Here is a 22,667-nt window from a genome sequence, read left to right as displayed (position 1 = left end):
TCCACGTCATTCCAGCGAACGCTGGAATCCATTGCCTGTGCACGCCGCGGCATCCACAGCAACGTCAGGATGGGTCCCAGCGTGCGCCGGGACGACGGTGGGTGGTCGCCGAAGACGACATCAGGTGGGTCGGTCCGCGCCGGATCGGGTGGTTTATTCGAGGCCAGGCTGCGATGACGCGACGTGGCGGAGCCTGAAACGACACTGGCCGCTTGCGCGACCAGTGTGCTTTCACCTCATCGGGAGCGTGCAGCGCGTCAGACGCTGCGTTCTTCCGAGGTTTCGTCGTCCTGCTTGTCATCGCGGGCGATGTCATCCGCTGCCGGCTTGACCGGCGTCACCACCGGCTCGAACAGGCTGCGCGTCACCGACGGCGGTGTGTCGGCGTCGGCGACGAAGAACAGCGAACCCGTTGCCGGCACACTGGCCGGTTTCGGTGCCTGCTGCGGCGCGGGGGCGGCAACGGCCACCTCTGCCGGCGCGGCAGGTTCGCTGGCGGCTTCATTCACGGCGTCGACCAGATCGATCTGCACGGGCTCACTGCGCACGTCCGTCACCGAGACCTCGGCTGCGGCGGGGGGCGCTGCGATGGCTTCCGCCACCACGACCGGCGCTTCGAGCGCCGGCACGGGTTCGGCGGCGATCTCGGCCTTCACCGTCTCGACGATGGCGACGGCTGCCGGTGCTTCTTCCTGCACCGTGGCCGTCACCTCGGGCTGGGTGAGCACGGCCTGGGCTTTCACGTCCTCGATGACATCGGCCGCCTGCGCAGCTTCGACCACGACGGGGGCGGGCACGTGGACGGGCGTCGACGCCTGGGGCACCTCGGCCGCCGGGACGTCTGCCATGACAGCCACGGCCGCGACCGGCGCAATGGCAGCCGGCGTGGTGCGCTCACGTACCGGTGCATCGATGGCTTGGGGCTTCGGCTGACGGGGAGCGGCGACGGCCGGCTCTTCGTCATCGAAATCGAACTCGGGCTGCGAACGGTCGGCCACCGGGGCTTCGTCATCGCTGCCGAGGTCGTCGACCGACAGGCCTTCTTCGCCGGCGGCGGCGCCTTCGCCATTGCCACGACGGCGGCGGCGACCGCCACGACGGCCGCGACGGCGGCGGCTGCCACCTTCGCCACCATCACCGGCATCCGCAGCGGCGTCCGGGTTGGCCGGGGTTGCCAGGCTATCCGTCACGTCGGTGTCCAGGGCCGGTGCGTCGATCGACGAGACCAAGGCGGGCTCGACGACAGCTGCCACGCGGGTAGTTTCGACCACGGCTGCCACGGCCGCCGTTGCGATCACGGCATCGTCAGCGCCCGGGGCAGCCGATTTGGCCGTCTCCTGCTGGGGCGTGCGTGGCGCGTTGGGCTGGCGCGGTCCTTCCTGCTTGCCGGGCTGCGCCTGCCTGGGTGCCTTCTGCTGCGGAGCGTTGCCCTGCGCGTTCTGCTGGCTGCCCTGTGCTTTCTGCGGCTTCGGGGCCTGCTGCTCGTTGCGCGGCTTCTGCTGCTGGGCATTGCCGTTCTGCGCGTTCTGGCTCTTGTTGCCGCGCTCGTCGCGGCGGCCACCGTCCTGCTTGCCGCCACGGCCCTGGTTCTGCTGGCCGCGGGTGTCGCGGTTTTCACGACGACCGTTGTTGCGATCGGTGCGCTGGCGGTTGTCCTGCTGCGGCCGCGCCTGCGGTGCGGGCGTGGTGGCTTCACTGCCGCCGATCAGTCGCTTGAACCAGCCGATCACGCCGCCGCTGGCGGGTGCGGCCACCGCGACGGGCGTGGCGACCGGAGCCGGTGCGGGGGCCGCCACGGGGGCTTCGCGCTCTTCGCGTACCGGCGCCGGCTGCGCGTGCTTCACGTGCGTGACGGCGGGCGCGGCGGGGATGTTGAGCTGGGCCTTGGTCAGCGCATGCACTGGCAGCTTGCGCTGGGTGCCGCGGTGGTAGCTGGGCTTGCTGCTTTCTTCGCCGAGCTCGTTTTCGCGGATGCGGGTGACTTCGTAATGCGGCGTGTGCAGCGCTTCGTCGGCCACGATGATGACGGGCGCGTCGTGGCGCTGTTCGATCTCGCGCAGCGCGCTGCGCTTCTCGTTGAGCAGGAAGTTGGCGATCTCCAGCGGGGCCTGGATCAGCACCTGCCCGGTGTTGTCCTTCATCGCGTGCTCTTCGGCCACGCGGATGATCGACAGCGACAGCGACTCGACGCTGCGCATGCGGCCATGGCCTTCGCAGCGCGGGCAGACGATCTGGCTGGATTCGCCCAGCGACGGGCGCAGGCGCTGGCGGCTCATTTCGAGCAGGCCGAAACGCGAGATGCGGCCGATCTGCACCCGGGCGCGGTCGTACTTGAGCGCGTTCTGCAGCTTGTTCTCGACTTCGCGCTGGTGCTTGTTGCTCGACATGTCGATGAAGTCGATCACCACCAGGCCGCCCAGATCGCGCAGGCGCAGCTGGCGGGCCACTTCCTCGGCCGCTTCCATGTTGGTGTGGAACGCGGTTTCCTCGATGTCGCCGCCCTTGGTGGCGCGCGCCGAGTTGACGTCGATGGCGGTCAGCGCCTCGGTCTGGTCGACCACGATGGAGCCGCCGGAGGGCAGGCGCACGTTGCGCTCATACGCGCCTTCGATCTGCGATTCGATCTGGAAGCGGTTGAACAGCGGGATGTCGTCCTTGTACGCCTTCAGCTTGCGCAGGTTGTGCGGCATGACCTGCTGCATGAACTCGCGGGCGGTTTCGTACAGTTCGTCGGTGTCGACCAGGATCTCGCCCACGTCGCTGCGCAGGTAGTCGCGCAGGGCGCGCACGATCAGGCGGCTTTCTTGGTAGATCAGGAACGGGGCCGGCTTGGTCAGCGCGGCTTCGGCGATGGCCTTCCACACGCTTAGCAGGTAGTCCAGGTCCCACTGCAGCTCTTCGGCGTCGCGGCCGACGCCGGCGGTGCGGATGATCACGCCCATGTCGTCGGGGATGGCCAGGGCGTCCATCGCCTTCTTCAGCTCGGCGCGGTCGTCGCCCTCGATGCGGCGCGACACGCCACCGGCGGTGGGCGAGTTGGGCATCAGCACCATGTAGCGGCCGGCCAGCGAGATGAACGTGGTCAGGGCGGCGCCCTTGTTGCCACGCTCGTCCTTGTCCACCTGGACGACGACTTCCTGGCCTTCCTTCAGCAGCTCGCGGATGCCGGCCTTGTTGTGGTCGACGCCGGCCTGGAAGTAATCGCGGGAGATTTCCTTCAGCGGCAGGAAGCCATGGCGATCGGCGCCGTAATCGACGAAGGCGGCTTCCAGGGAGGGCTCGAGCCGGGTGATGCGGCCCTTGTAGATGTTGGACTTCTTCTGTTCCTTCGACGGCTGTTCGATATCGATGTCGTACAGGGTCTGACCGTCGACGATGGCCACGCGCAGTTCTTCAGCCTGCGTGGCGTTGATCAACATGCGTTTCATTGTGCGTTCCTCGCGCGCTGCTACCGCGCGGAACGCCATGGAGTTTCGCCTCTGGAACATTGCACCGCCCCTTGCGCAGGCGCAGCGGGGCAGATCGGGTTTCCAGCGCTACGACACCACGGCAGGCCGCGGGAGCGCTTCTTCTAATAGGTGTTGCGGGACCGGCGGCAGCTTCCCTGGTGAGGTGGCGCCGCGCGGGACATGTTCAGCTACAGGTACCGTCACGTACCCGGCGGTATCCGGGCCTGCCGATCAGCCGCTAACATGGCCGCCCCTGGGGCGGTGGCCGCGCACTTGCCGGAATCGCGGGGAGACGGGCTTCTGGCCCAACTGCAACTCCCTGCGAAATCAAACCCTTATCTCGCCCGCCGAGTGTAACAGAATGAATGCTTCCAACCCCACCCCCCCATCCGACAAGCCGGCAGCGGGTGCCAAGAGCGCCGTGCGGACGGTCACGGTGCCGGAGGACCGGGGCGGGCAGCGGCTGGACAACTTCCTGCTCGGCCAGCTGAAGGGCGCTCCACGCAGCCTGGTCTACAAGCTGGTGCGGAGCGGCCAGGTGCGGGTGAACGGAGGCCGGGCGAAGGCCGAGCGGAAGCTGGAGGGTGGGGACGAGGTACGGATCCCGCCGGTCAGTCTCGTGGACGCGGGAGACAAATCCGCGCCCCCCGTGGGCTTCCTGAAGCGGATGGAGGCGGCCATCGTGTTCGAGGATGAGCGGCTGCTGGTCATCAACAAGCCCACCGGCGTGGCCAGCCACGGAGGTAGCGGCATCAGCCACGGCGCCATCGAAACCATGCGCGCGCTGCGGCCTCACCAGTCCCTGGAGCTGGTGCACCGGCTGGACCGGGATACCTCCGGCCTGCTGGTGATCGCGAAGAAGCGCTCGGCCCTGTCGGAATTGCAGGCGCTGCTGCGCGAGGACAGCGAGGACGGCACCCGTGCCATCGAGAAGCGCTACCTGACGTTGCTGGTCGGCCGCATGCCAGACGGTGTGATGAGCGTGGACGCGCCGCTGCACATCGGCCTGCGCCAGGGCGGTGAGCGGCACGTGCAGGTGCATCGCGACGGCAAGGCGTCGTTGAGCCACTTCCGCGTGCTGGAAAGGCGGGGTGGGCATTCGTTCTGCGAGGTACGCATCGAGACCGGCCGCACCCACCAGATCCGCGTGCACGCGCAGCACATCGGTCATCCGGTGGCGGGCGACGACAAGTACGGCGACCCGGCCGTCAACAAGCGCCTGCGCGAGCAGGCAGGCCTGAAGCGCCTGTTCCTGCATGCCGCGTCGTTGCAGTTCGCGCTGGACGGCGGCAGGACGCCGTACGTGCTCAGCGCCCCGTTGTCCGACGATCTTGCCGAAGCACTGGAACGGCTTGGCTGACCGACCGCGTCAGTGCCAGAGGCCGAGGACGAGGCCGAACAGGGTGAACTGCAGCGTGTGGTAGCCGGCGTCGATCAACCAGAGCCGCGCACCACGCTGCGCGAACAGATAGTTGATGCCGAAACTGGCCGCCACGAAGCAGAAACCGACCAGCGCGCCGCGGCAGAGTGCGGTTGTCAGCGCTGGCTGCGGTCCGATCCAGGATGCAAACACGCCGGCTGCGAGCAGGGAGAACAGGAACGCGCCGCCAAAGATCTTCGCCGGATGCCCCTGCTTCTGCGGGTCCATGCCCGCGGCCTTGTTCCACGCCTTGCCGAACAGCGGTCCGTACCAGATGCCGCCCAACAGGAAACTGCAGGCCGCTGCCACCAGCACCGCCCAGACGTTGATCCCTTCCATCGTCATGACCTCGGCCTGCGTCAGCCCGGGCTGCCCTGGGCGAAGCAACGGGTCGGCTTTTCCAGCACGGGCGGGAACGTCACCGGCACGGTGATGGTGTGGCTCACCGGCTTTCCGTTGCGCGTGGCGGCGCGGAACTTCCAGGTCTGCACGGCTTCGAGCGCCGCCTTGTCGAGGGCGGCGTTGCCGCTGCCCTGTGCCTGCGAAACGCGCGATGGCACGCCATCTTTCTCGATGGTCACGCGCAGCACGGTGGTGCCGCCCTCGCTGTTGCATTCGGCTTCGGGCGGATACACGGGGGGCGGGGTGTCGGTCGCCGCCAGTTCGGTGGGCGGGATAACAGGTACAGGCGCTTCTTCCTGTTTCGTGCATGCCGTCAGCACGAGCGCGGTGAGCGGAACCAGGAAGCAGAGGCGGGCGTTGCGCAGGTTCATCAGGATTCTCCCAACAGGGCGCTGGCCTTGGCCGCGCAGATGAAGTCGTTCTCGCTCAGGCCGCCGACGTCATGCGTGGAGTAGCGCACGAGGGCGCGGTTGTAATGCACGCCCAGGTCTGGATGATGGTCCTCGGCATGAGCGATGAAGGCGAGCGCATTCACGAACGCCATGGTTTCGTAGTAGTTGTCGAACGGAAACGTCCGCAGCAGTGCGTGGCCTTCTTCCACCAGTTCCCAGCCCGGCACCTGGGGCAGCAGTTCGGCGACGCGGGCAGGCGGCAGGCGGTGCTCGCTGCCACGCAACGGCACGCAGTGCGCGCGGGCGAGAGGGACAAGGTCGGACATGGGGACTCTCCTGCGTTGCGGCCAGTCTGAACAAAAACCGACGACGGGCCGGTGAACGTGAATGCCTGTCGGGCAGGGGGCTAGAATACCCGCATGATCCAGATTTCCGACAGCGCGCAGGCGCACTTCCGCAAGCTGATCGAACGCGAGGCGCTGCCCGGCCTTGGCGTGCGCCTGAGTGCGGTCCATCCCGGCACGGCGCAGGCCGACGCACGGTTGGAGTTCTCCGAGCCGCGCGACCTGGCCGGTGATGAATGGGCCATCGACTGCGATGGCTTCACGCTCTATGTCGATGCGGGCAGCGTGCACTGGCTGGACGGCGCCGAGATCGACTACGTGATGAAGGGCGCAAGCACGCAGCTGACCATCAAGGCGCCGCGCATCAAGGGTGAGGCGCCCGGCGATTCCGCTTCGATGGTCGAGCGCGTGCGCTGGGTGGTGGACAACGAGATCAACCCGCAGCTGGCGTCCCACAAGGGGCGTGTGGCGGTGGAGGAAGTAGGCGGCGATGGCGTGGTCTGGCTGCGCTTCGGCGGTGGCTGCCACGGTTGCGGCATGGCCGATGTCACCCTCAAGCAGGGCATCGAGAAGACGCTGATGGCCCGTGTGCCCGGTGTGACCGCGGTGCGCGACGCGACCGATCACGGGACCGGCGAAGCGCCGTATATCCCCCGCGGCAACGCCGCCTGACGGAGCCGAGCGCCGGTGACGAACGCCACCGACGTCATCGCGCAGCTGCTGTCGCGCAAGGCAGCCCCCATCGTTGAACGCCACACCGGCCTGCCGTTCGGCTGGGGCCTGTGGTTGCGGGCGCTACCCGAGAAGCTGGGCCGCATCACGCGGGAGAAGGCCGACGCGGTCGTCACGCTGCTGCTGGCCCGCACACCCCGTCCTCCCGATGCCGTGCCCGCCGCATTGGGCCGGTGGCGTGCGTTCCGCTCGCTGTTCTACCAGGGCTGGGGACCTCCGCCACGCGAAGAGCGCTGGATGCGCTGGTTCGCAGGCTTCACCAGCAGTGCCGTGCACCTGCTGTTCTTCCTGTTCCTGATGTGGGTGGCGCTGGTCCAGATTCCGCCACCGCCACAGGAAGCCGGCGACACCAGTCGCGTGCGGCTGGAGATCATCGGCGACGGCAGTCCGGAGGAAGCGGGAGGCGAGGCGCAGGCGGCTGAACCGGGTTCGCAGCAGGCGGCGCAGGCCGACCCTGCGGCGCAGGCGGCGGCCACGGCGGCCCAGGCACGGCCCGCGCCGTCCGAGGCTTCGCCGCCACCGTCCGAAGCGGCGCTGCCCGACGTTGCGGTGGAGATGCCGCAGATCCAGTCTCGCGATGTTCCACAGCCCGAACTTGCGCACCAGCCCTTGCAGGTCACCGAGGTGCCGGAACCCACCCGCGCGTTCGTGCTGCCACCACCGACACCGCGGCAGCCCGATGTCACCCTGCCGGCCCTGCGCGAGGCGGGCGTACCGGTGCGCGAGATCCCCACACCGGTCGCGGCGCCGGTCGTGCGCCGGGACACGCCTGTGCGCAGCGTGGACGTGCCTGTCGTGGCAGCGCGTGACGTGCAGGTACGCGAGCGCGAGGTAATGGCACCCGCACCCCAGGTCCGCAGCGTGCCGGTGCCTGCACGCGACGTGGCGCCTGTCCCCATCGCCGCGCGGGAACGCAGTGTGCGGCAAGCCGAGATCCGCGAGCCGGCACCGAGACCTGCCCCTGCCACCGCCGCACCGGTTCCTGCCACGACGGGCTCCGCGACGACCGTATCGACAACGGCGAGGACAACGGCGCCGAACCCGTCTGCTTCGCCTGCTACGTCTCGCGGCACGCCCTCCCGCGCATCCACCACGCCCGGCCCGGCGGCCGCCACGAAATCCGGCGGATGGAACACGCCTGCACGCACCGACGACTGGGGGAACTCGACCCGCAATGCAGCAGGCGACAGCGCGGCGGACGGTCGCGATGCGCCAGGCCTCTACAACGCCGACGGCAGCCTGCGGGTGCCGGGCGGCGCGGGCGATGCCACCGCTCAGCGCGGTGCCCCCGGTGGCGAGAACGATCAGTGGACACGCGAGCAGCTGGCGGAGGCGGGCACATGGTTGCAGCGTCCCCCTTACGACTACGAACCGACCACCTTCGACAAGTACTGGGTGCCGAACGAATCCCTCCTGGCCGAATGGGTGCGCCGCAACGTGCGCGAAATGGAAATCTCGATCCCCGGCACGAACATGAAGCTCAAGTGCACGGTGTCGGTGCTGCAGTTGGGCGGTGGTTGCGGCCTGGGCAGCCTGTTCCCCGAACCACCGAAGGCGCGACCGCCGCCGGAGATTCCGGTCAAGCGCACGCCGATCCCGACCGACAGTTGAGAGTGCGGAGGAGTCGGGGGGTGTCGGAGCGACGCAAGTCGCGAAGAGGCGTTGCGACCTGCCACCGCGACTTGCGTCGCTCCCGCACCTGATCTTTTTCTTATGTCGCAAAAGAAAACGGAGCCTTGCGGCTCCGTTTCTGCATTCCCGACGAGGGAGCGAAGACTTACTCGTGCACGCCGTGCAGGTCACGCAGCTGCGAGGGGCGCGAACCGAAGTAGGCGGCGAGGTCGGAGATGTCCTGGTCGCTCAGGCCGGCAGCCTGTGGGGTCATCAGCGCATGCTGGCGGTCGCCACTGCGGTACGCCTGCAGCGCGTGCGCCAGGTAATCCGCGTACTGGCCACCCAGCTTGGGATAGGTGTCGTCGATCGGCGCGTTGCCTTCGGCGCCGTGGCAGTCCACGCAGCTCTGGCCGGTGGCCTGGCCCTTGGCCTTGGACAGTGCTTCGCCCTTGGCGATGTGGCCCTTGGGCAGGCCGGCAGAGGAGCTGGAGCCATGCTCGCCACTGGCGTGGCCGGGATTCTCGGCGGCGGTTTCCGTCGTTTCCACCTTCGAACATGCCACCAGGGCTAGGGCAGCGAACAGGGCGATGGCTAGACGCTGGGCGTGCTTGGCGTTGGGCATGTGGGCTTACTTGACGGTGGAAAGGAAAGCGGCGATGTCGGCGATGTCCTGGTCGGAGAAACTCTGCGACTGGGCCTGCATCGTGGGGTGCTTGCGGTTGCCGTTGCGGTATTCGGTCAGCGCATTGGCCAGATAGTCGGCCGACTGGCCACCGATGCGGGGCACATGGAAGTTCGGGTAGGCGTTCTTGTAACCCACGATGCCGTGGCAACCCTGGCAGGTGTAGGTAAGCGTGCGGCCGGTGTCGGCATTGCCGACCAGCGGTGCGGGCGCGGCAGCGGGAGCGGCGGCAGGCGCCGCGGCTTCGACCGGGGCCGGTGTGGCCGGTGTGTCCTGTTGGGCGGTCAGGGCGGCCAGCGGGAGGGCGGCCAAGGCAAGGCAAGCGGCGAGCGGCAGCAGTCGCATCATTCTCGGGAAACTCTCAGGTTGCGCGCGCCACGTACCACCGCAGCGCTTGGCTGAACGCAAGTATAGCCTGCGACCGAATGTCGCGCACAGGCACGGTGCTTCCGCGTGGGTGGCGTGAAGTCGCGTGCCGCCGAATGGTTGCCGCCGATGCCTACGTTCCCGCGTTCGCCAGAGAGGGCGCGCGCGGCCAGCAACCTCGACGGAGGGGGATGCGCACTTCCGCACGCCGCTTCGTCCAGAGGCAAGTGTCATTTCCCGAGCACAGGCCCGGACGCAAGTCACCATGACCTTCGGCGCATGGAAGTCGTTCAGGGGTGATATACCTTGATACAACACCACCACAACACGACCACCACGGTACCGCCCCATGTCCCGACCCCGCCCCAATTCCGGTCATTCCTACCTGCGCCTGGCGCTGGTGCCTATCCTCTGCAGCCTGCTGGTCCTGTCCGCCTGCAAGGGGGGCGGCCCCACGCCCGAGGCGCAGGCCAAGAACGGCGAGGCACCGAAGGAGCCCGACGCCGTCCCCGTGGAGATCGCCAAGGTCAGCCACCGGCCGGTGGCCGCCAGCTACAGTGGCACGGCGGCGCTGGAAGCGCTGGGCGAGTCGCAGGTGGTCGCCAAGACTTCCGGTGTCGCGCTGGCGGTGATGGTGGAGGAGGGCCAGGTGGTCCGCGCCGGCCAGGCGCTGGTCCGGCTGGACCCGGACCGCCTGCGCCTGCAGGTGGCCCAGGCCGAAGCGCAGATGCGCAAGCTGGAGAACAACTACCGTCGTGCGCAGCAGCTGGTGGGCCAGCAGATGATCAGCGCCAACGACGTCGACCAGATCAAGTACGACCTGGACAACGCCCGCGCCATGTACCGCATGGCCGCGCTGGAGCTGTCCTACACCACGGTGACCGCGCCGATTTCCGGCGTGGTGGCCTCGCGCTCCATCAAGACCGGCAACTTCGTGCAGATCAACACGCCGATCATCCGCATCGTGGACGAATCGCGTCTGGAAGCCACTTTGAACGTCTCCGAACGCGAGCTCTCCAAATTGAAGGCAGGCCTGCCGGTGGCGCTGGCCGTCGATGCGATGCCGGGCAAGGTGTTCCAGGGCACGGTGGACCGCATTTCGCCGGTCGTCGACTCCGGTAGCGGTACGTTCCGCGTGGTCTGCTCGTTCGGCAGTGACGGCGTGCTGCAGCCCGGCATGTTCGGCCGCATCAAGATCGACTACGACCAGCGTGCCGATGCGCTGGTGGTGCCGCGCGTCGCGCTGCTCGACGACGGCGATCCGGCCGTGTTCGCAGTGCGCGATGGCAAGGCGGTACGCGTGCCGGTCAAGGTCGGCTACGTGGACGGTGAGTGGATCGAGGTGCGCGAAGGCTTGAAGCCCGGCGACCAGGTGGTGACCGCCGGCAAGGTGGCGTTGCGTGAAGGCAGCGCGGTGCAGGTGATCGGCGCCGAGCCCGCCAAGGTGGCGGCCAAGGCCGAGGACGCCAAGACTGCCGGAACCAAGCAATGAGCGGGCCCGGCCACGTTCCCGGGGAGCACGAACCCCACGCGGCGGGCGGCGATGGCAGCATGGGTGGCGGACTGGTCGAGTTCTCCACCCGCCGCCGCGTCACCGTGGCGATGTTCTGGATCACGATGTTCCTGTTCGGCGTGATCGCGTTGTTCTCGCTGAAGGTCAACCTGCTGCCCGACCTGAGCTATCCCACCCTGACCGTGCGCACCGAGTACACCGGTGCCGCACCTTCCGAAATCGAAACCCTCATCAGCGAGCCGGTGGAAGAAGCCGTCGGCGTGGTGAAGAACCTGCGCAAGCTGAAGTCGGTCTCGCGTACCGGCCAGAGCGACGTGGTGCTGGAGTTCGCCTGGGGCACGGACATGGACCAGGCCAGCCTGGAAGTCCGCGACAAGATGGAAGTGCTGCAGCTGCCGCTGGAAGCGAAGGCACCGGTGCTGCTGCGCTTCAATCCGTCGACCGAGCCGATACTGCGCCTGGCCCTGGCCAACAAGCAGGATCCGAAGAACGACGCGGACGCCGTGCGCCTGCTCACCGAGCTGCGCCGCTACGCGGACGACGACCTGAAGAAGAAGCTCGAGCCCGTCGACGGCGTGGCGGCGGTCAAGGTCGGCGGCGGTCTCGAGGACGAGATCCAGGTCGACATCGACCAGCAGAAACTCGCCCAGCTGAACCTGCCGATCGATACCGTCATCCAGCGCCTGCAGCAGGAGAACATCAACATCTCCGGCGGCCGGCTGGAAGAAGGTTCGCAGCGCTACCTGGTGCGCACCGTCAACCAGTTCGCCACGGTCAACGAAATCCGCGAAATGCTGGTCACCACCCAGAGTGGTGGCGACAACGCCGCGGCGTCGGCGGCGGCACAGATGGCCGCCATCGCGGCCTCGACCGGCTCGGCCGAAGCGATGGCCGCGGCCGCCTCCGTGCAGAGTGCATCGTCAGGCGGCAGTTCGACGGTGGCCGGCGGCATGCCGGTCCGCCTGAAGGACGTCGCCGACGTGCGCCAGGGCTTCAAGGAGCGCGAAGCGATCATCCGTCTGGGCGGCCGCGAAGCCGTCGAGCTGGCGATCTACAAGGAAGGCGACGCCAATACCGTGGCGACGGCGCAGGCGCTGAAAGCCAAGCTGGAGCAGATCAAGAACCAGACCCCGCCGGATGTCGAGCTGACCGTCATCGACGACCAGTCGCTGTTCATCGAACACGCGATCTGGGACGTGCAGAAGGACGCCATGATCGGCGGCGTGCTGGCGATCCTGATCATCTTCCTGTTCCTGCGCGATGGCTGGAGCACGTTCGTGATCAGCCTGTCGCTGCCGGTCTCCATCATCACCACGTTCTTCTTCATGGGCGAGCTGGACCTCAGCCTCAACGTGATGTCGCTCGGCGGCCTGGCGTTGGCGACAGGCCTGGTGGTCGACGACTCGATCGTGGTGCTGGAGAGCATCGCCAAGGCGCGCGAGCGTGGCCTGGGCATCCTCGAGGCCGCGATGGTCGGCACCCGCGAAGTCAGCATGGCGGTGGTGGCGTCCACGCTGACCACGATCGCCGTGTTCCTGCCGCTGGTGTTCGTGCAGGGCATCGCCGGCCAGCTGTTCCGCGACCAGGCATTGACGGTGGCGATCGCCATCGGCATCTCGCTGGTGGTGTCGATGACGCTGATCCCGATGCTGAGTTCGTTGAAGGGTCGCCCCCCGCTGGCGTTCCCCGACGAAGCGGCGCATCCGCAGTGGCGCCCCGATTCGCGCTGGCAGAAGCCGCTGGCAGCCACCGGCCGTGGCGTGGGCGCTGCGATCCGCGGCGGCTTCTTCGGCATTGCCTGGCTGGTCGTCCGCGCCTGGCGTGGCCTGGCCGCTGTGGTCGGCCCGGTCATGCGCAAGTTCAGTGACCTGGCGATGGCGCCCTACAACCGTGCCGAAGCCGGCTACATGCGCCTGTTGCCCGCGTCGTTGCGTCGTCCCTGGCTGGTGCTGGGCTTCGCCGCCGCCGCGTTCGTCGGCGCGATGCTGCTGGTGCCGCTGCTGGGTGCGGACCTGATCCCGCAGCTGGCGCAGGACCGCTTCGAGATGACGGTCAAGCTGCCGCCGGGCACGCCACTGGCGCGCACCGATGCACTGGTCCGCGAACTGCAGCTCAAGCACGGCAAGGACGAAGGCATCCATGCCCTGTACGGCGTGAGTGGCAGCGGTACCCGTCTTGATGCCAATCCCACCGAGAGCGGCGAGAACATCGGCAAGCTGACCGTGGTGATGGCCGGTGGCGGGAGCGAGGACGTCGAAAGCCGCGAAACCGAGGCCCTGCGTGCGTCCATGAAGGACCATCCCGGTGCCCAGGTCGATTTCAGCCGTCCCGAGCTGCTCAGCTTCTCGGCGCCGCTGGAAGTCGAACTGCGCGGCCAGGACCTGGCCGGCATCGAACAGGCAGGCCAGAAGCTCGCCGCGTTGCTGCGTGCGAATCCGCACTACGCCGACGTCAAGTCGACGGTGGAGCAGGGCTTCCCGGAAATCCAGATCCGCTTCGACCAGGAACGCGCCGGTGCGCTGGGCCTGACCACGCGCCAGATCGCCGACGTGGTGGTCAAGAAGGTGCGCGGCGAAGTGGCCACGCGCTACAGCTTCCGTGACCGCAAGATCGACGTGCTGGTGCGCGCCCGCGAGACCGATCGCGCTTCGCTGGAAAGCATCCGTCAGCTGATCGTCAATCCGGGCAGCGCACGGCCGGTGACGCTGTCGGCCGTGGCCGATGTTGTCGCCACCACGGGTCCCAGCGAGATCCACCGCGCCGACCAGGTGCGCGTGGCGATCGTGTCGGCCAACCTGCGCGACATCGACCTGGGCGGCGCGGTGCAGGAAGTGCAGAAGATGGTGTCCGAGAATCCGCTGGGCGCCGGCGTCGGCATGCACATCGGCGGCCAGGGCGAAGAACTGGCCGAATCGGTCAACTCGCTGATGTTCGCGTTCGGCCTGGCGATCTTCCTGGTCTACCTGGTGATGGCGTCGCAGTTCGAATCGCTGCTGCATCCCTTCGTCATCCTGTTCACCATTCCGCTGGCGCTGGTCGGTGCCGTGGGCGCCCTGTTCCTGACCGGCTCGGCGGTCTCGGTGGTGGTGTTCATCGGCCTGATCCTGCTGGTGGGCCTGGTGACCAAGAACGCCATCATCCTGATCGACAAGGTCAACCAGTTGCGCGAGGCCGGCGTGGCCAAGCGCGAGGCGCTGGTCGAGGGTGCCCGTTCGCGACTGCGGCCGATCATCATGACGACCTTGTGCACGCTGTTCGGCTTCCTGCCGCTGGCGATCGCGATGGGCGAGGGTGCCGAAGTGCGCTCGCCGATGGCGATCACCGTGATCGGCGGCCTGCTGATCTCGACCCTGCTGACCCTGCTGGTGATCCCGGTCGTCTACGACCTGCTGGACCGCCGCGCCGATGACTACTACCTCGAGCGCGGACGCCGCGCTCGCAAGGGCGCGGCACTGCCACCGGTCGGGGAGGGCGAACCCGCATGAGCGTCGCGGAGTTCAGCATCAAGCGGCCCGTGACGGCGGTGATGTTCTTCATCTCGCTGTTCGTGATCGGCCTGATCGCGGCCATCCGGCTGCCGCTGGAAGCCTTCCCCGAGGTCTCGCCGCCCTTCATCTTCGTGTCGCTGCCGTACACCGGCTCGACACCGGAGGAAGTGGAGCGCACGGTGCTGCGACCGGCCGAGGAAGCGCTGTCGACGATGGCCGGCATCAAGCGGATGGAGTCCAACGCGAAGGCCGACGGCGCACAGATCTTCATCCAGTTCTCGGACTGGGACCGCGACGTCGCCATCGCCGCGTCCGAGGCGCGCGAGCGCCTGGACGCGATCCGCGACGACCTGCCGGACGATCTGCAGCGCTACTTCGTCTTCAAGTTCTCGACCACCGATCAGCCGGTGCTGCGGGTGCGCCTGGCCAGCAAGACCGACCTGACCGGTGCGTACGACATGATCGAGCGCGAGTTCAAGCGTCGCATCGAGCGCATCCCTGGCGTAGCCCGTGTGGAAGTGTCGGGCGCGCCGCCGAACGAGGTGGAGATCGCGATCAACCAGGATCGCCTGACCGCGCACAACCTGAGCCTCAATGATCTGACGACACGGCTGCAGGCGGTCAATTTCTCCATCTCCGCGGGTGTCATCAGCGACGGCCCGCAGCGCCTGCGCGTGCAGCCCGTCGGCGAGCTGACCGACCTGCAGCAGCTGCGCGACCTGATCGTCGGCGCGGGCAACGTGCGCCTGGGCGACATCGCCGATGTGCGCCTGAAGCCGGCCCGGATGGACTACGGTCGCCGGCTGGACGGCCAGCCCGCCGTCGGCCTGGACATCTTCAAGGAACGCAACGCCAACCTGGTCGAGGTGTCAAGCAACGCGCTGGCCGAGGTCGAATCGATCCGTGCCCAGCCGGAGATGAGCGACATCCAGGTCAAGATCATCGAGAACCAGGGCGACAACGTCACCTCCTCGTTGCTGGAACTGGCGGAAGCCGGCGCAATCGGCCTGGTCCTCTCGATCGTGGTGCTGTGGTTCTTCCTGCGCCACTGGCCTTCGGTGTCGATGGTGACGCTGGCGATTCCGATCTGCTTCGTGATGACGCTGGGCTTCATGTACTTCGCCGGCGTGACGCTCAACATCCTGTCGATGATGGGCCTGCTGCTGGCCATCGGCATGCTGGTGGACAACGCCGTCGTCGTGGTCGAGAGCATCTACCAGGAACGCGAGAAGTACCCGGACAACCCCATCTGGGCGTCGATTATCGGCACCCGCCACGTGGCGATCGCGCTGTCGGCGGGCACGCTGTGCCACTGCATCGTGTTCGTGCCCAACCTGTTCGGCGAGCGCAACTTCCTGAGCATCTACCTGGGCCAGATCGCGATCACCATCTCGGTGTCGCTGCTGGCTTCGTGGCTGGTCGCGGTCAGCCTGATCCCGATGATCTCGGCCCGGTTGAAGACGCCCCCCCAGGTGCGCAGCGAGACCGGCATCATCCCGCGCATGCAGAAGCGCTACGCAGGGTTCCTGCGCTGGACGCTGGAACACCGTGGCTGGAGCGTGCTGGGCATCCTGCTCATCATCGTGGTCAGTTTCGTGCCCATGAAGATGACCAAGTTCGACATGTTCGGCAACGACGGCGGCGGCGAGGCGGAGCTCTACTACCAGTGGAAGGGCGCCTACACCAAGGAACAGATGTCGGCCGAGATCCTCAAGGTCGAACAGTTCCTGGATGCCAACCGCAAGAAGTACCGGATCAGCCAGATCTATTCGTACTTCAGCGAGCAGGGTTGGGGTGGAACCCAGGTCAAGTTCGACACCGAAAAGGCCAGCGAGACCAAGCCGATCGTCGAGCAGTTGCGCAAGGACCTGCCGAAGTCGGCCCGCGCCAACATCGGCATCGGTGGCGACGGTGGCAATCAGGGCGGCGGCGGCCAACCCGGCCAGAGCGTGTCGTTCCAGCTGGTCGGCGATTCGACCCAGACCCTGGCGGAGATCGCGGACGACCTGATTCCGATCCTGGCCAAGCGCAAGGAACTGCGCGACGTACGCGTCGATGTCGGCGACCAGAACAGCGAGTTGAACGTGCGCGTCGATCGCGAGCGCGCCGCGGCTTTCGGCTTCACATCCCAGCAGGTGGCGAGTTTCGTGGGCCTGGCCCTGCGTGGCGCGCCGTTGCGCGAGTTCCGCCGCGGCGAGACCGAAGTGCCGGTGTGGGTGCGCTTTGCAGGTGCCGAAGACTACGGCACCGAAGACCTGGCCGGTTTCATGGTGCGTTCGCCGGATGGCCGCACGGTGCCGCTGCTGAGCCTGGTCGACGTGGGCATCACGCCCTCGGCCACGCAGATCCAGCGCACCAACCGCCAGACCACGCTGACTGTGCAGGCCAACCTGGCCGAGAAGGTCACCGTGCCGGATGCGCGCAAGGCCATGGAAGAGGCGCTGGAGGGCATGTCGTTCCCCGCGGGCTACAGCTATTCGTTCGATGGCAGTGCCTTCCAGGAGGACGATGAAGCGATGGGGCAGATGATGTTCAACCTGCTGATCGCGCTGGTGATGATCTACATCGTCATGGCGGCGGTGTTCGAATCGCTGCTGTTCCCGGCGGCCATCATGAGCGGCGTGCTGTTCTCCGTGTTCGGCGTGTTCTGGCTGTTCGCGCTGACGGGCACCACGTTCGGCATCATGTCCTTCATCGGCATCCTGGTGCTGATGGGCGTGGTGGTGAACAACGGTATCGTGATGGTCGAGCACATCAACAATCTGCGACGGCGCGGCATGTCGCGCACGGATGCGCTGGTGGAAGGCAGTCGCGAGCGCCTGCGGCCCATCCTGATGACGATGGGCACGGCGATCCTGGCGATGGTGCCCATCGCGATGGCGAACACCCAGATGGCGGGCGACGGCCCGGCTTACGCCCCGATGGCACGGGCCATCGCCGGTGGCCTGGCGTTCTCGACGGTGGTCAGCCTGCTGTTCCTGCCCACGATCTACGCGATCCTGGACGACATGCGCAGTGGCACCTCGCGTGCGATCGGCCGGGCCAAGCAGCGTCGTGGCGATGCGCCTGCGGCGGCAAGCGTGGCAGCCCTGCACGTGGAGTGAGGAGAGCGGAAAGCGAAGAGCCGGGCATTGCCCGGCTCTTTTTTTGTCTCAAGTCCAGCTCAGCCGACCAGTTTGCCGAGCATCCTCAGTCCCCCGGTCCACACGCCGATGGCAGTGCCCAGGCTGGTGAGGAAGAAGTTCAGCAGGACGCGGGCCACGCGGTTCTTCCACCAGCCACGCATCGTCTGGACATCGTCGCGCAACGCCATGAAGTCGGCATAGGTGGGCTTGCGCAAGGTTGCTTCCACGAAGGCGCTGACGGTACCCGACGCAAGCGCGGGATGCAGCGGGGTGAGCGGCGATGAAATGAAGGCCGCGAGGATGCTGAGCGGATGCCCGCCTGCAATCGCACAGCCGATGGCGCCGAGCACGCCGGTGGCCAGCACCCACTGCAGCAGCAGATCCGAACCGACGTCCACCCCCCCCTGCCAGAAACCCCAGGCGAAGCCCCCCACGAGGAACACGCCGATCACCAGTTCCATCCACGGTACGCGCGACTTGGGTTTGACGACTTCGAGCGAACGGCGCAGCTCGGCCGGGTCGGCGGTGTCGTCCTTCAGGTGGCGGGCCAGGCCGGGCAGGTGGCCGGCACCGACCACGGCAAGGACGCGGTAGGGCACCGCCGCGCCGGCGGGCTTGCCTGCGGCCACCTGGCGCAATGCGGAGGCCATGTACTGGTCGCGCTCCGCGATGATGGCCTGGTACAGCTGAGGGCTTTCGGCGGCGAACTCGCCGAAGCTCGACTCCAGCATGTCGCCCTGCTTGAGCTTCTCGATTTCGTCGTCACCGACTTCTTCGTCACCGAACATGCTGGCGAGGATGCCGGCGCCCACCTTGGTGCGCTGCCACCAGCCCAGCGATTGCAGCGCGCGCTTGAAGGTCAGGCCCACTTCGCGATCGATCAGGTGGACGGGCAGCCCGCGCGCCTGTGCGTCGAGTGCGCCGGCCTTCAGCTCTTCGCCCGGCTCGACACCCAGCTGTTCGGCCAGGCGCCGCTGGTAGGCGGCCAGTGCGAGATTCGCGGCGAACAGGTGCGTCTTGCCCTCGCGGACCACCTTCACCAGGTCCAGCCGCGCCAGCGTGTCGGGATCGGTCAACGACTGCAGGCGGCCGGCGTCCAGTTCCACCGCCACGCTGTCGTAGTCGCCGCTGGCCACCGCCGCGCGCACCGCATCGACGCTGGCGCGCGAGACATGCGCTGTGCCGAGCAGGGTGAAGCGCACGCCGTCGCGTTCGATGATGTCGTGGGGTTGCCCGTGCAGCGGGTCGGCGAGGGCGGTCGTGGTGTCGGTCATGGTGTCATTCGTCTTGCGGGGGCGCGGTGGTACCCGCGCCTAGGGTGCGCTGCATCTGCACGGTATCCAGCCAGCGGTCCTGCTTCCAGGCGATGCCACGGAAGACGCCGATCAGGGTGAAACCGAATTTCTCGTGCAGGCGGATGGAAGCGGTGTTGGTGGGTTCGCCGATCACGGCGATCATCTGCCGGTAGCCGCGTGTCTCGCAGGCCCCGATCAGTGCCTGCATCAGCGCGGCACCGATGCCCTGGCCTTGCCGGCCGGGCAGGACGTAGACGGAGTTCTCGACGGTCTTGCGATAGCCCGCGCGCGCGCGGTAGCTGCTGGCGTAGGCATAGCCGACGAATTCGCCGTCGAGTTCCGCCACCAGGTAGGGATAGCCGGCGTCGAGCACGCCCTGCATGCGGCGCACCATCTCGGCGTCGTCGGGGACGTCGTATTCGTAGGTGTTGACGTGGTCGCGGACTTCCGCGGCGTACAGGGCGGTGATCGCCGGCACGTCGGCCGGCGTGGCGTCACGGACGGTCAGCGGCACGCGTGGGCCTCAGTCGATGTAGCGCTTGAGCAGGTCGCCGTATGCGTCGATGCGGCGGTCGCGCAGGAACGGCCAGATGCGGCGCACGTGCTCGCTGCGCGCCATGTCGACCTCGGCCATCAGGATGGTCGCTTCGGTGCCGGCTTGGGCGATGAACTCGCCTTGCGGACCCAACACGTGGCTGTTGCCCCAGAACTGGATGCCGGAGGCGCCCAGCGGTGACGCTTCATGGCCGACGCGATTGCAGCTCAGTACGGGCAGGCCGTTGGCGACGGCATGACCGCGATGACTCAACACCCACGCATCGCGCTGGCGGTTCTTCTCGGCCTGCCCGTCATCCGGATCCCACCCGATCGCGGTCGGGTACAGCAGCACGTCCGCGCCAGCCAGCGCCATCAGGCGCGCGGCTTCGGGGTACCACTGGTCCCAGCAGACCAGCACGCCGAGGCGGCCGACCGAGGTGTCGATAGGGGTGAAGCCGATGTCGCCGGGCGTGAAGTAGAACTTCTCGTAGAACCCCGGATCGTCCGGGATGTGCATCTTGCGGTACTTGCCCGCGATGCTGCCGTCCTTTTCGTAGACGACGGCGGTGTTGTGGTACAGCCCGGCGGCGCGGCGCTCGAAGAGTGAAGACACCAGCACCACGCCGTGCTGCTTCGCCAGCGCACCCAGGCGCTCCGTACTCGGGCCGGGGATCGGCTCCGCCAGGTCGAACTCGTGCACCGACTCGTGCTGGCAGAAATAGGCGCCGTTGTGCAGTTCCTGCAGCAGCACCAGTCTCGCACCACGCTTGGCGGCCTCGGCCACGCGCGCCTCGATCACCGACAGGTTGGCGTCGGCGTCGCCGTGGTTCTTTTCCTGGATCAGGGCAACGGGCAGGGTGGTGCGGATCATCGTGCGTCGAGGAGCATGGACGGGGAGGGGCGCATGGTACCGCGTCCACCGTGACGGCAGGCAGCCCGCCGGTGAACGCGAGGCTCAGGCGGCGTCGCGCGACGATTCCAGCTCCGTTTGCCGCCGTCCGAGCGCCGCGCCGGTCACCGCCCATGCAACAGCCACGCCCGCACCGATGAACATCGCTGCGGCCGGGTGTTCGGCCAGGACATCCAGCGCACGCTTGACCCAGCCGCTGAGTGCATCGCCGCCGCGGTAGACCACGGTGTCGATGAAGTTCTTCGCCTTGTACTTCTGTTCCGCGGGCACCACGGTATAGAGCATCTCGCGACCCGGACGCACGAAGGCGTACTCGCCGGCGCGCCGCACCACCATCACCACCACGAAAACCGCGAACACCGGCGCCAAGGCCAGCCAGAGGAAGCCTGCGGCGACGATCATCGGCACCGCCACCAGCAACACGCCCACGCCCAGCCGCTGTGCGATCCGGCCGGTGATGAACAACTGGCTGAGGATCGCCAGTGTCTGCACGACCGTGTCGATCAGGCCGAACACCCGCGTCTGCTCTTCCTTGTCCGCGAAGCGCTCGGCCACCAGCTTGGCCTGCTCGAAATAGAGGAACGTGGTCACTGTCGCCAGCAGCAGCACGAAGAACGCGATGCCCAGCAGGTAGGGCGAGCGGAACACCGCCGTCGCGCCGGCGAAAGGATTTCCTCCCAGTGGTCGCCGTCGCTGGTCCGAAGACATGGCGCCGGCTGGCAGCGGATGGCGATCACGCCAGCGATGCAGCCAGGTGGCGGTGGCGGCGCTGGCGCCGATCAGTACGGCCGACAGCACCATCAGGCCGCCATGCCCCAATGGTTTGACCAGCAGCGTGGTCAGCAGGGGGCCCACCAGGCCGCCCAGGCTGGCGCCACCGGCGATCAGCGCGAACAGGCGCTTGGCTTCGTGGCTGTCCATCACGTCGGCCAGCACGCTCCATGCCAGCGAGATCATCAGCAGGTTGATGACCGATACCCAGATGTAGAACGTGCGCGCCAGCCACACATCGTCGGGCCGCGCGAGCATGGCGCCCCCGTAGCCGAGCAGGCTGGCCACGACCACGCCGAACACCCAGGGCACGATGCGCCGCCGTGACACTTTCGAGGCGATCCAGCCATAGGCCGGGAGCACCGCCAGCGTGGCGACGAACGTACCGGTGAACAGCCATTGCAGGTTGTCCACGCCTCCTGCGACGCCCATCGTTTCGCGGATCGGCCGCAGCATGAAGTAGCCTGCGAACAACAGGAAGAACATCACCAGTCCGGCCATCACGACCGGCGTTTCGTGCGGGCGCACGTTGAACAGGGCGGCGAACCGTGACGCGGCGCCCGGCGCAGGCGGGGAGGATGGCGTCATCGATTCAGGCCAGTGCGGCGATCAGGACGTCACGCTGCGCAGGCGTCAGGTCCGGACCTGTACCGGCCTTGAGATTGTCGCTCTGGCGGTCGGGCTTGCCGGTGGCGGGGATCACCGCCGTGACCGCCGGATGACTCAATGCGAACTTGAGGAACGCCTGCGCCCACGAGGTCACACCGGCGTCTGCCAGCGCCTCGGGCACGGGCTTGTCCTTCACCTGCGCGAACAGCTTGCCGTCTTCGAACGCGCGGTTGATCAGCACCGCCACGCCGAGATCCTGCGCGAGTGGCAATACGCGCTTCTCCGCACCGCGGCTGGCGACCGAATAGTTGATCTGCAGGAAGTCGGGCTTCTCGGCCTGCACGACATCCGCGAGTTCGTCCTGCGCACGCTCCACGTAGTGCGTGACGCCCACGTACTTCACCTTGCCCTGCGCCTTCAGTTCGCGTGCCACGGCCATCTGGGTCTTCAGGTCGCCCAGGTTGTGGACCTGCAGCAGCGCCACCTTGTCGGTCTTCAGCCGGCGCAGCGTGTCTTCGAACTGGGCCATGCCGGCTTCGCGTCCGGTCACGCCGGACAGTTTGGTGGCCAGCCAGGCCTTGCTGGTGAGTCCCTGTTCGGCCAGCAGCGCACCCATGACGTCTTCGGCGACGCTGTAGGTGGGGGCGGTGTCGATGAGCGTGGCGCCTGCGGCAAAGAACCGCTTCAGCACTTCACGCAGTGGATCGAGTTCGGCAGCGCTCTGGCCGACTTCGAAACTGCCGGACGTGCCCATGCCGATGACGGGAACCCGCTCGCCGGTCGACGGGACGAGGCGGGTGTTCAACGCGCCGGAAACGGCTTCGGACGAGGGAGCAGCGGGCGCCGCGCCGACCCCGCCTGCCTGCGCCGCGTCCCGGCAGGCGGCCAGGCCAAGGCCGGCCGTGGCCAGCGCAGTGGTCGTCAGGAACTTGCGTCGTGAATACACGGCCGTCTCCTCGATCAATGGGAAACGGTGGTTATCCGGCATCGTGTTGGGCGAGATGTAAACGAAGCGTTC

At 67.5% G+C, this 22,667-nt stretch carries 17 protein-coding genes; 6 read left to right on the top strand and 11 right to left on the bottom strand.

The window, feature by feature from the left end; all coding sequences use genetic code 11:
- Nucleotides 1–257: 257 nt before the first annotated feature.
- Nucleotides 258–3,428, bottom strand: coding sequence for an Rne/Rng family ribonuclease (locus tag ACIPRS_RS15815; RefSeq protein WP_446539239.1), 3,171 nt, complete (start codon nt 3,426–3,428; stop codon nt 258–260).
- 382 nt (nt 3,429–3,810) lie between these two features.
- Between ACIPRS_RS15815 and ACIPRS_RS15810 the strand changes: the two genes are divergently transcribed.
- Complete coding sequence (locus ACIPRS_RS15810) at nt 3,811–4,809, top strand: RluA family pseudouridine synthase (RefSeq protein WP_337732059.1); 999 nt, start codon at nt 3,811–3,813, stop codon at nt 4,807–4,809.
- A 9-nt stretch (nt 4,810–4,818) separates the two neighbouring features.
- Here the strand turns inward: ACIPRS_RS15810 and ACIPRS_RS15805 are convergent, their stop codons facing one another.
- The 3 genes from ACIPRS_RS15805 to ACIPRS_RS15795 are packed head-to-tail and all read right to left on the bottom strand — an operon-like array spanning nt 4,819 to nt 5,989.
- Nucleotides 4,819–5,214, bottom strand: coding sequence for a DUF1761 domain-containing protein (locus tag ACIPRS_RS15805; RefSeq protein WP_446539238.1), 396 nt, complete (start codon nt 5,212–5,214; stop codon nt 4,819–4,821).
- A 14-nt stretch (nt 5,215–5,228) separates the two neighbouring features.
- Nucleotides 5,229–5,642, bottom strand: a complete 414-nt coding sequence (locus tag ACIPRS_RS15800; protein WP_446539237.1) for an energy transducer TonB — start codon at nt 5,640–5,642, stop codon at nt 5,229–5,231.
- Nucleotides 5,642–5,989: a 4a-hydroxytetrahydrobiopterin dehydratase gene (locus ACIPRS_RS15795; RefSeq protein WP_446539236.1), complete on the bottom strand. Its 348-nt coding sequence runs from the start codon at nt 5,987–5,989 to the stop codon at nt 5,642–5,644. The genes ACIPRS_RS15800 and ACIPRS_RS15795 overlap by 1 nt, the downstream gene beginning before the upstream one ends.
- Before the next feature lie 93 nt (nt 5,990–6,082).
- Here ACIPRS_RS15795 and ACIPRS_RS15790 point away from each other — a divergent pair, with 93 nt between their 5' ends.
- Together ACIPRS_RS15790 and ACIPRS_RS15785 are read left to right on the top strand one after the other, a co-directional pair.
- Nucleotides 6,083–6,679 carry an NfuA family Fe-S biogenesis protein gene (locus tag ACIPRS_RS15790; protein ID WP_192202594.1) on the top strand — a complete coding sequence of 199 codons (597 nt, stop codon included), beginning with the start codon at nt 6,083–6,085 and terminating at the stop codon, nt 6,677–6,679.
- Nucleotides 6,680–6,694: 15 nt separating this feature from the next.
- Nucleotides 6,695–8,350 (top strand): hypothetical protein, encoded by a 1,656-nt coding sequence (locus tag ACIPRS_RS15785; RefSeq protein ID WP_446539235.1) that lies wholly within the window; start codon nt 6,695–6,697, stop codon nt 8,348–8,350.
- A 166-nt stretch (nt 8,351–8,516) separates the two neighbouring features.
- On the opposite strand, the gene ACIPRS_RS15780 is transcribed toward ACIPRS_RS15785, so the two are convergent.
- Complete coding sequence (locus tag ACIPRS_RS15780; RefSeq protein ID WP_446539234.1) at nt 8,517–8,975, bottom strand: c-type cytochrome; 459 nt, start codon at nt 8,973–8,975, stop codon at nt 8,517–8,519.
- 6 nt (nt 8,976–8,981) lie between these two features.
- Nucleotides 8,982–9,380, bottom strand: coding sequence for a c-type cytochrome (locus ACIPRS_RS15775; protein WP_277729986.1), 399 nt, complete (start codon nt 9,378–9,380; stop codon nt 8,982–8,984).
- Nucleotides 9,381–9,750: 370 nt separating this feature from the next.
- Between ACIPRS_RS15775 and ACIPRS_RS15770 the strand changes: the two genes are divergently transcribed.
- From ACIPRS_RS15770 to ACIPRS_RS15760, 3 genes are read left to right on the top strand one after another with little or no spacing between them, the layout of a single operon-like run.
- The gene (locus tag ACIPRS_RS15770) at nt 9,751–10,893 is read left to right on the top strand and encodes an efflux RND transporter periplasmic adaptor subunit (protein WP_446539233.1); all 1,143 of its coding nucleotides are present in this window, start codon (nt 9,751–9,753) and stop codon (nt 10,891–10,893) included.
- Nucleotides 10,890–14,399, top strand: a complete 3,510-nt coding sequence (locus ACIPRS_RS15765) for an efflux RND transporter permease subunit (RefSeq protein ID WP_446539232.1) — start codon at nt 10,890–10,892, stop codon at nt 14,397–14,399. The genes ACIPRS_RS15770 and ACIPRS_RS15765 overlap by 4 nt, the downstream gene beginning before the upstream one ends.
- Nucleotides 14,396–17,506, top strand: a complete 3,111-nt coding sequence (locus ACIPRS_RS15760; protein ID WP_446539231.1) for an efflux RND transporter permease subunit — start codon at nt 14,396–14,398, stop codon at nt 17,504–17,506. Before ACIPRS_RS15765 ends, ACIPRS_RS15760 begins: the two co-directional genes overlap by 4 nt.
- A 59-nt stretch (nt 17,507–17,565) precedes the next feature.
- Here the strand turns inward: ACIPRS_RS15760 and ACIPRS_RS15755 are convergent, their stop codons facing one another.
- From ACIPRS_RS15755 to ACIPRS_RS15735, 5 genes are all read right to left on the bottom strand, one after another.
- Nucleotides 17,566–18,801, bottom strand: coding sequence for a TraB/GumN family protein (locus ACIPRS_RS15755; protein WP_337732051.1), 1,236 nt, complete (start codon nt 18,799–18,801; stop codon nt 17,566–17,568).
- 4 nt (nt 18,802–18,805) lie between these two features.
- Nucleotides 18,806–19,336: an N-acetyltransferase family protein gene (locus ACIPRS_RS15750; RefSeq protein WP_446539230.1), complete on the bottom strand. Its 531-nt coding sequence runs from the start codon at nt 19,334–19,336 to the stop codon at nt 18,806–18,808.
- Between the two features lie 9 nt (nt 19,337–19,345).
- Nucleotides 19,346–20,230 (bottom strand): carbon-nitrogen hydrolase, encoded by an 885-nt coding sequence (locus tag ACIPRS_RS15745; protein WP_446539229.1) that lies wholly within the window; start codon nt 20,228–20,230, stop codon nt 19,346–19,348.
- 84 nt (nt 20,231–20,314) lie between these two features.
- Nucleotides 20,315–21,628 carry an NTP/NDP exchange transporter gene (locus ACIPRS_RS15740; protein WP_446539228.1) on the bottom strand — a complete coding sequence of 438 codons (1,314 nt, stop codon included), beginning with the start codon at nt 21,626–21,628 and terminating at the stop codon, nt 20,315–20,317.
- Nucleotides 21,629–21,632: 4 nt separating this feature from the next.
- Complete coding sequence (locus tag ACIPRS_RS15735) at nt 21,633–22,595, bottom strand: aldo/keto reductase (RefSeq protein ID WP_446539227.1); 963 nt, start codon at nt 22,593–22,595, stop codon at nt 21,633–21,635.
- Nucleotides 22,596–22,667: the final 72 nt, after the last annotated feature.

The organism is Pseudoxanthomonas sp. LARHCG66, from assembly GCF_052871755.1.
The sequence above is the reverse complement of the archived record's forward strand: the minus strand, read 5'-3'. Positions and strand labels throughout refer to the sequence as shown.

Excerpts from the sequence above, each read along its gene's own strand:
- ACIPRS_RS15815 (WP_446539239.1), bottom strand. The coding sequence starts at position 3,428 with ATGAAACGCATGTTGATCAACGCCACGCAGGCTGAAGAACTGCGCGTG.
- ACIPRS_RS15780 (WP_446539234.1), bottom strand. The coding sequence starts at position 8,975 with ATGCCCAACGCCAAGCACGCCCAGCGTCTAGCCATCGCCCTGTTCGCT.
- ACIPRS_RS15745 (WP_446539229.1), bottom strand. The coding sequence starts at position 20,230 with ATGATCCGCACCACCCTGCCCGTTGCCCTGATCCAGGAAAAGAACCAC.
- ACIPRS_RS15805 (WP_446539238.1), bottom strand. The coding sequence starts at position 5,214 with ATGACGATGGAAGGGATCAACGTCTGGGCGGTGCTGGTGGCAGCGGCC.
- ACIPRS_RS15810 (WP_337732059.1), top strand. The coding sequence starts at position 3,811 with ATGAATGCTTCCAACCCCACCCCCCCATCCGACAAGCCGGCAGCGGGT.
- ACIPRS_RS15760 (WP_446539231.1), top strand. The coding sequence starts at position 14,396 with ATGAGCGTCGCGGAGTTCAGCATCAAGCGGCCCGTGACGGCGGTGATG.
- ACIPRS_RS15800 (WP_446539237.1), bottom strand. The coding sequence starts at position 5,642 with ATGAACCTGCGCAACGCCCGCCTCTGCTTCCTGGTTCCGCTCACCGCG.
- ACIPRS_RS15790 (WP_192202594.1), top strand. The coding sequence starts at position 6,083 with ATGATCCAGATTTCCGACAGCGCGCAGGCGCACTTCCGCAAGCTGATC.
- ACIPRS_RS15765 (WP_446539232.1), top strand. The coding sequence starts at position 10,890 with ATGAGCGGGCCCGGCCACGTTCCCGGGGAGCACGAACCCCACGCGGCG.
- ACIPRS_RS15775 (WP_277729986.1), bottom strand. The coding sequence starts at position 9,380 with ATGCGACTGCTGCCGCTCGCCGCTTGCCTTGCCTTGGCCGCCCTCCCG.
- ACIPRS_RS15770 (WP_446539233.1), top strand. The coding sequence starts at position 9,751 with ATGTCCCGACCCCGCCCCAATTCCGGTCATTCCTACCTGCGCCTGGCG.
- ACIPRS_RS15755 (WP_337732051.1), bottom strand. The coding sequence starts at position 18,801 with ATGACCGACACCACGACCGCCCTCGCCGACCCGCTGCACGGGCAACCC.
- ACIPRS_RS15740 (WP_446539228.1), bottom strand. The coding sequence starts at position 21,628 with ATGACGCCATCCTCCCCGCCTGCGCCGGGCGCCGCGTCACGGTTCGCC.
- ACIPRS_RS15795 (WP_446539236.1), bottom strand. The coding sequence starts at position 5,989 with ATGTCCGACCTTGTCCCTCTCGCCCGCGCGCACTGCGTGCCGTTGCGT.